The 9,516-nt window shown below is 70.0% G+C and carries 13 protein-coding genes; 8 read left to right on the forward strand and 5 right to left on the reverse strand.

Translation table 11 applies throughout. The features are described from left to right. Positions 1-45 precede the first annotated feature (45 nt). From ACFU8W_RS21265 to ACFU8W_RS21285, 5 genes are all read left to right on the forward strand, one after another. Positions 46-1,320: a Zn-dependent hydrolase gene (locus ACFU8W_RS21265; RefSeq protein ID WP_384039358.1), complete on the forward strand. Its 1,275-nt coding sequence runs from the start codon at positions 46-48 to the stop codon at positions 1,318-1,320. A gap of 132 nt (positions 1,321-1,452) precedes the next feature. Further along, complete coding sequence (locus ACFU8W_RS21270) at positions 1,453-2,637, forward strand: ArgE/DapE family deacylase (protein WP_384039361.1); 1,185 nt, start codon at positions 1,453-1,455, stop codon at positions 2,635-2,637. A gap of 54 nt (positions 2,638-2,691) precedes the next feature. Then, on the forward strand, positions 2,692-2,832 hold the full coding sequence (locus ACFU8W_RS21275) for a hypothetical protein (RefSeq protein WP_384039364.1): 141 nt from the start codon (positions 2,692-2,694) through the stop codon (positions 2,830-2,832). A gap of 33 nt (positions 2,833-2,865) precedes the next feature. Next, the gene (locus ACFU8W_RS21280) at positions 2,866-3,729 is read left to right on the forward strand and encodes a metalloregulator ArsR/SmtB family transcription factor (RefSeq protein WP_384039367.1); all 864 of its coding nucleotides are present in this window, start codon (positions 2,866-2,868) and stop codon (positions 3,727-3,729) included. Beyond that, a complete protein-coding gene (locus tag ACFU8W_RS21285; protein WP_384039370.1) occupies positions 3,726-4,325 on the forward strand; it encodes a dihydrofolate reductase family protein in 600 nt (199 codons plus the stop codon). Before ACFU8W_RS21280 ends, ACFU8W_RS21285 begins: the two co-directional genes overlap by 4 nt. A gap of 18 nt (positions 4,326-4,343) precedes the next feature. Here the strand turns inward: ACFU8W_RS21285 and ACFU8W_RS21290 are convergent, their stop codons facing one another. From ACFU8W_RS21290 to ACFU8W_RS21310, 5 genes are all read right to left on the reverse strand, one after another. Next, positions 4,344-4,538 (reverse strand): hypothetical protein, encoded by a 195-nt coding sequence (locus ACFU8W_RS21290; RefSeq protein WP_384039373.1) that lies wholly within the window; start codon positions 4,536-4,538, stop codon positions 4,344-4,346. A 539-nt stretch (positions 4,539-5,077) separates the two neighbouring features. Further along, a complete protein-coding gene (locus ACFU8W_RS21295; protein ID WP_384039375.1) occupies positions 5,078-6,196 on the reverse strand; it encodes a PP2C family protein-serine/threonine phosphatase in 1,119 nt (372 codons plus the stop codon). A 430-nt stretch (positions 6,197-6,626) separates the two neighbouring features. Beyond that, on the reverse strand, positions 6,627-6,827 hold the full coding sequence (locus tag ACFU8W_RS21300; protein WP_384039378.1) for an aldehyde dehydrogenase family protein: 201 nt from the start codon (positions 6,825-6,827) through the stop codon (positions 6,627-6,629). After that, complete coding sequence (locus tag ACFU8W_RS21305) at positions 6,814-7,143, reverse strand: aldehyde dehydrogenase family protein (protein WP_384039381.1); 330 nt, start codon at positions 7,141-7,143, stop codon at positions 6,814-6,816. The genes ACFU8W_RS21300 and ACFU8W_RS21305 overlap by 14 nt, the downstream gene beginning before the upstream one ends. 40 nt (positions 7,144-7,183) lie before the next feature. Next, positions 7,184-7,372: a GMC oxidoreductase gene (locus ACFU8W_RS21310; protein WP_384039384.1), complete on the reverse strand. Its 189-nt coding sequence runs from the start codon at positions 7,370-7,372 to the stop codon at positions 7,184-7,186. Between the two features lie 223 nt (positions 7,373-7,595). Between ACFU8W_RS21310 and ACFU8W_RS21315 the strand changes: the two genes are divergently transcribed. The 3 genes from ACFU8W_RS21315 to ACFU8W_RS21325 form a co-directional block, all read left to right on the forward strand. Next, entirely contained in the window at positions 7,596-7,832 is a 237-nt protein-coding gene (locus tag ACFU8W_RS21315) for a hexameric tyrosine-coordinated heme protein (protein ID WP_384039386.1), read from the forward strand. Between the two features lie 229 nt (positions 7,833-8,061). Next, a complete protein-coding gene (locus tag ACFU8W_RS21320; RefSeq protein ID WP_384039389.1) occupies positions 8,062-9,159 on the forward strand; it encodes a P1 family peptidase in 1,098 nt (365 codons plus the stop codon). 24 nt (positions 9,160-9,183) lie between these two features. After that, a partial coding sequence (locus ACFU8W_RS21325; protein WP_384039392.1) for a hypothetical protein occupies positions 9,184-9,516 on the forward strand: 333 nt, incomplete at its 3' end.

The raw sequence follows: 9,516 nt of genomic DNA on the forward strand, positions 1-9,516 counted from the left end.
AACGCCACCCACTCCACCGTTTCCGACAACTCCGGGAGACAAGTCATGACGAGCCCCACCCCCGACAAGATCACTGTCAACGGCGACCGCCTGTGGCAGTCGCTGATGGACCTCGCCGACATCGGCGCGTACGACGACGAGCGAACCGGCCTGCGCGGCGTCAACCGCCTCGCCCTGACCGACACCGACGCGACTGGCCGCCGCCAGGTCATCGCCTGGATGGAACAGGCCAGTCTGACCGTCCGCATCGACCGGATGGGCAATATTTTCGGCCGCCGCGAGGGCACCGACCCCACCGCGGCCCCGGTTCTGACCGGCTCGCACATCGACAGCGTCGCCACCGCCGGTGCCTTCGACGGCTGCCTCGGCGTGCTGGGCGGTATCGAAGTCGTCCGCACCCTCAACGAACGTGGAATCACCACCCGCCGCCCGGTCGAGGTCGGCATCTTCACCGAGGAGGAAGGCGTCCGCTTCGGCACCGACATGCTCGGCAGCGCCGTCGCCGCCGGGCGGCTCACACTGGAGTACGCCCATGCCCTGACTGACCGCGACGGTCTCACCCTCGGCGGCGAACTCGCCCGCACCGGCTTCAACGGCCCCGCCGACGTACGCCTCGACTCGCCGCACGCCTACGTCGAATGCCACATCGAACAGGGCCCCGTCCTCGCCGAGAACGGCGTCGAGATCGGCGTCGTCACCGGCGTGCAGGGCATTTCTTGGCAGGAGATCACCATCCACGGCCGTGCCGCCCACGCCGGTAGCACCCCCACCCACATGCGCGTCGACGCCGGCCTCGCGGCCGCCCAGATCATCGTCCACCTGCGGGCGCTGGTCGACTCCGGCGAGTACGGGGATCTGCGGGCCACGGTCGGCCATCTGGTCGTTCATCCGGACCTGACCAACATCGTCCCGGCCCGCGCCGAGCTGACCGTCGACCTGCGCAACCCCGACGACGTCCAGATGGCCCGCGCCGAGGAAGCCCTCGCCGCGTTCCTGCACGACCTGGAGGACGGTCGGCCCGGCCTGTCGCTGACCGTCCGGCGGATGGCCAAGACCGCCCACGTCCCCTTCGACGAGGGGCTGCAGAAGGTCATCGCGCAGGCCGCGGACGACCACGGCCTGGACCACATCTCGCTGCTCTCCGGCGCCGGACACGACGCCCAGGAGATCGCCGCGCTCTGCCCCACAGCCATGATCTTCGTCCGCGGCGAGTACGACGGCATCAGCCACAACCCCCGCGAGTACTCCACCCCCGAGGCATGCGCCCACGGCGTCGACGTACTGGCCACCACCCTCCTGCGCCTGGCCAACCAGGACTGACCGCCCACGGCCTGAAACAACCACCGCACACGCACGATGCACAGTGCTCGGCAACGCCGCCACTCCCCACGTGCCGTACCCACCGTCCCGCCCCCGACTCACGGGGTGGCATCAGAACTTCGGAAGGCCCTCATGCTCCCCGAGACCCCCTCGACCCCAGCGGCCCCTGATCCACTGGAGCCGGATCCCAGCCGCCTGCTGGCCCGGCTGATCGCCATCGACTCCGTCAACCCGGACCTCGTTCCCGGCGGAAATGGCGAAACCGTCATCGCTGACTTCTGCAGTCAATGGCTGGCCACCCGCGGCTTCGAGGTCCACAGCCTGGAAAAGCGCCCCGGCCGGCCCTCAATCGTCGCGATCGCCCGCGGCACCGGCGGAGGCCGGTCGCTCATGCTCAACGGCCACCTCGACACGGTCAGCCTCGCCGACTACGACGGCGACCCCCTCGACCCGCAGATCCGCGACGGCAGGATGTACGGCCGCGGCACCTTCGACATGAAGGGCGGCATCGCTGCCATGATGGTCGCCGCGGCCCGCGCCACGGCCCACGGACCCCTGCGCGGCGATGTCATCCTCGCCTGCGTCGCAGATGAGGAGCACGGCAGCTCGGGTACCGAGGAAGTGCTGGAGTCCTTCACGGCCGACGCGGCGATCGTCACTGAGCCGAGCCACCTCGAAGTGACCCTCGCCCACAAGGGCTTCGCCTGGTTCGACGTGGAGATCGAAGGCCGCGCAGCCCACGGTTCGCGGCCCGAGCTCGGTATCGACGCCATCGCCAAGGCCGGGCACTTCCTGGTCGCGCTGGAAGAGCTGGGACAGCGCCTCACGCAGGGCCCGGTACACCCCCTCCTGGGCACCGGCACCGTGCACGCCTCCGTCATCCACGGCGGCGAGGAACCCTCCACCTACCCGGCGCACTGCCGTATCACCCTGGAGCGCCGCACCATTCCCGGCGAGAGTGCAGACAGCGTCGAGCGCGAACTGGCTGACGTCCTCGACGGCCTTGCCGACACGGTCTCCGACTTCCGCTACCGGCTGACCCGCGGCCTGCACCGCGAACCCTTCGAGGCCGACCCCGAAGCCCTGATCGTGCGCACCCTGACCCGCCACGCCGAGCAGGTCCTCGGCCACCCGCCCGTGGTGCGCGCCGAGCCATTCTGGACCGACTGTGCCCTCCTGGACCGTGCCGGTATCCCTTGCCTGCTCTTCGGCGTCGACGGCGCGGGTGCACACGCGGCCACCGAGTATGTCGACCTCGCCTCGCTGGACCGCCTCACCGACATCCTCACCGGCACCATCGCCGACTTCTGTTCCTGAACTCTCACCCGGGCCCGGACCACGGGCCCGGCACGGAATGAAAGATGCAGCACCATGACCACTCAGGCAGACCAGCGCCAAGACAGCGGCCGCACCGCCGACAGCACACCTGACGAGGGCTACCAGCGCGGCCTCAGCGCCGGCCAGGTCCAGATGACAGCCATCGGCGTCGGCCTGTTCACAAATATTCCTTGACGTGAATATTCTCTACGGAGAATACTCGCCTTCATGGACGCACTCCTCACCGCACTGGCCGACCCGGCCCGCTGGCGGCTCGTATGCCTGTTGGCCGAGCGGCCCCGCCCGGTCGGTGTCCTGGCCCAGCTCGCCGAGGCGCGCCAGCCGCAGACCACCAAGCACCTCCAGACTCTCGAGCGCGCCGGCGTCGTCACCTCCCAGCGCACCGGCCAGCGCCGCATCTACGCGCTTCGGCCCGCGCCCCTGCGGGACCTGGCGGCCGCGCTCAGCCGGCTCGCAGACACCGCGGATCAGGCCGACGGCCCGCGCGCGACCTACGACCGCTACGGGCTCAGCCTCGACACGGAGCGTCTCGCCGCGGAGCAGCCGGGGTGGGCCGACGGTCGCTCGTTCAGGTTTCACCGGTCGCTGACCGGGGGCCCCGAGCTGGTCTGGTGCCACCTGACCGAACCCGCCCTGCTCACCCGATGGTGGACGCCCGACGGCCTCCGCGTCTCCGAGCTCGTCTTCGAGGCGCGCCCGGGCGGGCGGATCGTCCTGGAGTACCGCGACGCCGAGGACGCCGATGGCTCCGACCTGGTCGCCGGGCGCGGGGAAGGCGTCGTCGACGACGCCCGCCCCGGTGAGAGCCTTGCCTACCGGCTCTCCCCGCGACTTCCCGACGGCAGCCTCGCCTTCACCGCCCATGTCGACTTCGGCCTCCGGCCCACCGACACCGGCATGGATCTCGACGTCCACTACCGGATCACCGACAGCACGGTCGATTCCGCGGACTTCATCGCAGGCATCGAGATCGGCTTCGGCCAGAGCCTCGACAAGCTCGCCGACGCCGTCGGCGCATCTCAGCGCACCACCACGGCAGTTCACGCCAAAGGAAAGGAAGTGCAGCCATGACCAGCTCCACCGGACGCAAGGTGGCCGCGAACATCGCCCTCACCCTGGACGGGCGCTACCACGGCCCCGGCGGGCCCGGCGATGCAGACGCGATCGTCCCCTACGCGACCACCGAGGTCGCGCGAGACCACCTCACCCGTATCTGGGAGGGCGCGACGACGGCGCTGCTCGGCCGCCTCAACGCCGAGGGATTCCTGGGGTTCTGGCCGACGGTCGCCGAGGACGAGAACGCCGATCCGCGTGATCGCGGATACGCGAAGTGGCTGGTCGACACGGAAAAGGTGGTCCTGTCGACCACCTTGACCGAAGCACCGTGGGAACGCACGCGCGTGGTGAACGCCCCGGCTGCCGATGTCGTCGCTGAGCTCAAGACCACCGGCGAGGGCTACATCCTCGTCAACAGCAGCGCGAGCGTCATCAAGGCGCTCCTCTCCGCGGACCTGCTCGACCGGCTGTTTCTCATGATCTGCCCCGAGATCGCCGGGGGTGGGCAGAGGCTGTTCGACGACGGCCTGCCAAGTTCGAAGTGGAAGCTCACACACCAGGAGACCGGCGAGCTGGGCGAGATCGCCATGGTCTACGACCGAGTCCGCTGAGTCGGCCGATCAGCGCACTCAGCCGACGAGGCGACCCCAGCTCGCGCCACGAGTCGGGGTCACCAGTGCGGTGAGCACGTCGCAGCCCAGCGTCAGGGGGCCGGCCGGACCCGGCGGTGCCAGCCCGGCCAGCCGGAACAGGTGGGTGCGCTCGGACCCTGACGGCCGAAGCGTCCTGGCCAGGGCCTCGACGACCTGTGCCGAGGGGTTCACAACTACTGGGTAGACACGTCGTTTTGGCGATCATGGGCACGATGGGGTGAACGGCGCGATGAGCTGCGGGCATGCCCGGTGGGGTGTGGGTGACGTTCTCGGTGCGATCTGGGACGCCGGGTGTGGTGTCAGCGGTCGGGGCCCCCGTGTCACCGGAGAGATGGTTCGGGGCCTCCCCGTCGCCTCCGGCCACACCCATATGGCCAGGTCGTGGGGATTCCGCCCGCCTGGGACGGAGCGCATACGGGATATGCGTCGCCGACCGGGACGCGAAAGCGGAGGACCAGTGCGCCCAAGACCGTTCGGGGCGTGCCGGTGAGCCAGGACTCACTCCTGCTCACTGCCCAGGAACGGTTGGACGCACTGCCCTGTTCGAGTCGGGCGGTGGAGGAGGGGGATAGGTACCCGAGCGGTCCGGCGACGGACCCCGAACCGGCCAGAGAAATGATCACAGCAGGACGTACCCGCCCCCGTAGCTCGGCGGCACCACCGCTGTGGTCCGGGCTCGCCCGACCACCGCGGCCCAGTGTTTCCGGTGCTCAGAATCCCTCGCGCTGGAGGGCGACCGCGGCCATGTCGTCGTCCAGCGGGCCGGCCACGTAGGCCTGCAGATCCTCGGTCATCGCCTCCACGAGCGGCCCCGGGCGCAGGTCGGCCCAGGCTGTGGCGCGCTCGAGGAGCGGATAGAAGGTGCCGTGCCGGTCGCGGGCTTCAGTGACGCCGTCGGTGTAGAGGAGCAGACGGTCGCCGGGGGCGAAGACGAAGGTGGTCGGAGTGTAGGCGCTCTCGGCCAGGCCTCCCAGGCCCAGGGGCGGTGCCGGCTGGGCAACGTTCAGGAAAGTGGCGGTGCCTTCGTGCAGCAGGAGCGGAGGGAGGTGCCCACAGCTGACGATGTGTACATACGGTTCGTGGTCCGGAATCTCGACGACGGCCACCGTTACGAACCGTTCGCCGACGTCGGCTTCGACCCGAGGGTTGGCGAACTCCGCCAGGTCCCAGCGAACGCTCGCTTCCAAAGTGGCGACCAACTCGGGCAGAGGCGCTTGCCGGTGGGCCGCTGCGCGGAAGGCGCCGAGGACGGTCTCGGAGTCGCCGATCGAGCCGAGGCCCTTGCCGCGTACGTCGCCGATGAGCAGCCGCGTGGCGTTGGCGGCGCGGGCCACCGCGTACAGGTCACCGCCGAGGCGCGCGCCCGCCTCGGCGGACCGGTACGCCGAGGCGATGACAACCGGTCCGGCGCGCTTCGGCAGCGAGCGCAGCACGACACCCTGAGCCGCCTCGGACACCCGGTGCAGGCCCGCCATCTCGTGCTGCCCCCGTTCCCGCAGATGACTGAAGAGCACCAAAAGCACCGAGAGCAGAATCAGGGAGACGAGCTCCACGAGCACGTTCTCGGTGGCCAGAGTCCTTCGCTCGACTCCGGCGACAACAAGGGCCAGCACAGCCAGAAGGGCGGTCACCGCGCCGCGACGGGGGCCTGAGAAGACGGCGACGAGTGCGACGGGGACGACCAGGATGTGGGCGAGGTGAATGTCCGGCGGCAGGAAGAAATCCACAACCGGCACGGCCATGATCAGCCCGGCCGACACCGCGGGCAACGCATACCTGCCCGCCCCCGTGGGCTCCTGCATCGTCGACAGACGGGACCACAAGCGCATCCAGACTCATCCCTTCCCGTCGCGCACCCTGATCCCGCGCGGCCGAGAACCATCGTTCTGCGTATGATCCCAACATGGGAAGGAACCTTTTTCTTCCTGATGACGCTGTCCGCTGAGCAGCGCTCACAGTCAGGCATCATTCGGCGACGCCGAGCTTCAAGCCGGGGCCAGATGCGCCGCCCGGTCGTCACCGTCATGCCTCCGGGCCGACGGCCCCGGACCGATCACCTTCACCGCTGTCCCCCTGTGAGGAGACTCGGACCGGTCTCGATCGGGTGACCGCTGGGCGCACGCGCCCGGGCTCGGCCCTCGGTGCAGCCGCCGGCCGTTCTCGGTCTCGATGCGGCCACGCGGCGCTACGGTCTCTCAGCGGTTGACGGCCGAAGGCCGCCTGCGACGTTGCGGCATCACGGGTCGGATCGTGCCCCGCTCATGCGAGTGAGGTCCATACGCTCTTGACCTCGGTGTAGAGGTCGATGGCGCCCCGGCCCATCTCCCGGCCCCAGCTGCTGGACTTGAATCCGCCCCAGGGAGTGGAGGCGTCCAGCGGGTTGGGCATGTTGATGTAGACCGTGCCGGCGCGGATCGCCCCCGCCAGACGGTGCACCGAGGCGACGTCACGGGTCCACATGGCCGCGGCCAGGCCGTACTCCGATCGGCTGACCCTGGTCACGAGTCTCCAAATCCGCAAGTTCTCGGGCGTGTTCCTCGATGAGATCACCGATGCGCCACAGGATTCGCCCTCGTTGTGCAGAGGTGATCCCTGCCCACTCGGGGCTGCAGAGCGCGGCGCGGGCGGCTGTCACGGCCGCGTCGGCGTCGGCGGCTCCCGCGTCCGCGACCTGGGCGTTTGGCTGCCCGGTCGCCGGGTCCAGAGTGTCGAACTCCGCGCCGGAGGCGGCGGACTGCCACTCGCCACCGATGAAGAGGGCGTTCGTTGTGCTCACTGCTGTGCTCCTGGGGTGAAGTCGGCGCACCGTTCGCCGATCATGAGGTGGCTGCGTGGCTGCGTGGCTGCGTGGGTGCGTGGGTGCGTGGGTGCGTGGGTGCGTGCGTGGGTGTGTAGGTAGTGCCTGAGGCGTTGGACGGCATGACCGAGGCGTCGACCACGGGGAGGCCGGGCACGCCCTGGACACGCAGGTGCGGGTCGACCAGCGGTTGACGCCGTTGCGGCACGTCTCGACCTGGTCTTGGTTACTGAGCAGGGTCCGCTTGGTCTACGCGGCGAGCTCGTCGTCCGTGCGGAGGTTCGGTCCGGGTACGGCGCCGCGCCCAGGTGTTGCGCTCCCGGCGACCGCGCGCGCCGGTGGGCCAGGACGAGTCCGTCCGGCACACCCGCTTCCGGACGTATCGCCAGGCGCGTTTCCGCGGTCCGCCGCACGCGTACGAAGGAGTCCTCGTGGAACTGGCCGCGAACGGCACACTGATCACCGCCACGCCGGAGAGGCGCCGGGCGCATGCGTTGAAGACGGCCCGGCCGGTGGTCAGGGCGGTCCAGCCGGACGACGACATGCGCGCACGGCTGCGCCCGGAGCACGCCGAGAACCCGGACTCGCTCGTCAGCGCACGCAGCGAACTGGCGTTGCTGCGCACCGCCGCCCGTGAGTTGCTCCACGGGATGAGGTCCGGGGCATGACCGCCTGCACCACGCTTGGGAGTCGTTCCTGGCTCCCCGGCCTGGAAGGCTCGGCCGTGGTCTGTAGTCACGCTGCTGATGGCGGTTGCGGCGAGAGCGCGCAGACAGAAGCTGGGAGCACGCTGGAGCAAGCCCCGGGCCCCGGACCCCGGACACAAGGCGCCCTCCTCGGTGCACCGCACCTTTACGCATACCGCTCCACAGCGCAGGGCGCGTAGCGTCCGGCCGTATGGAACCACTGGCTCACACACAGTCCGCCCCCGGCACCAGGCGCCGGGCCCGGGACCTCGGCATCATCATCGGCCGGGCCGGTACCGGACCACTCAACGCGATCACCGATGTGCCGGGCGTCCGCGTCGGCCATACCACCGTCCGCCGGCGTCCCGACGTGCACAGCGGAGTGACCGCCGTCGTGCCCGGCGCCGTCGGCCCCCGCACACCACTGCCTGCAGGGGTGTTCACCGGAAACGGCTACGGCAAGCTCATCGGCACGACCCAGCTCACCGAACTTGGCACCCTCGAAACCCCCGTGCTGCTCACCTCCACCCTGTCGGCGTTCCGCGTCGCCGACGCCCTGGTCGGCTGGATGCTCGAGCGGCCCGGGTGCGAGAAGGTGCAGAGCCTCAACCCGGTTGTGGGGGAGTGCAACGACGGCTTCCTGTCCGACATCCGCGCACGGCCGGTCAACGACGAGCACGTCAGGGCCGCTCTCGAAGGAGCGTCCGGCGGCCCGGTGGCCGAGGGCTGCGTCGGCGCCGGAACCGGCATGGGCGCACTGGGATTCAAGGCCGGCATCGGTACCGCGTCACGCACTCCGGACCTGGGCGGACAGCGGTTCACGGTGGGGGTCCTCGTGCAGGCGAACTTCGGCGGAACGCTTCGGGTGTTCGGCCGCGCCGTCACCCCGCAGTCCTTGGGACTGTCCGGTGAGCCGACGCCGGCCCAGGAGACGGGCTCCTGCATGATCGTGGTGGCCACGGACGCCCCTCTCGATGCCAGGCAGCTCACCCGCGTAGCCCGGCGTGCCGTGTTTGCCCTCGCCCGCACGGGTGCGGCCTACAGCCACGGCAGCGGCGACTACGCCATCGCCTTCGCCACGGGACCGGGCGCCGGCGCCCCCGCGGCGGACGCTGATCTGGGGCCGCTCTTCGAAGCCGTACTCGATGCAGTCGAGGAGGCGGTGCTCAACTCCCTGCTCGCAGCGGTGACGACCATTGGCTTCGGCGGCCGGACACTGAAGGCCCTGCCGGCGGACCGGCTGATCGACGCCCTCACCGGTCCCGCGGCACCACCGGGACCCGACGACCGGCCGCTGCCGGGGCGCTGACGCCGGACCAGGTGCTGTGACCGCATGGGTTCGCCGGGGTGGGGGCCGGCGAACCTGGTGGTGGCCGACTGTGCGGTGCCTTGCCGACGTGAGTGGATAATGCTCGTCGTGACTTCAGGGATAGAGCGCCCCAGGTGGTGGTTCGCGCTCCGAAGCGGTGCCTTCTTCCTCGTGGGCGGCGGTCTCGCCGTTTTCACGTACGGGATGTTCTCGCACCGGACGGCCGGGGCGCTGCCATCTCTCTTCTTCGGAGGGAATCCCCGCCTTCAGGACTCTGCTGAGGAATGCGTGATTCGAGCAGGACTGGGTCGTTGTTCCTCCGTGACTGTTGTGGTTATGGGCGGGAGGGCCGAGAGG

It is taken from the genome of Streptomyces sp. NPDC057565 (genome assembly GCF_042801455.1).
Taxonomy (GTDB): Bacteria; Actinomycetota; Actinomycetes; order Streptomycetales; family Streptomycetaceae; genus Streptomyces; species Streptomyces yanii.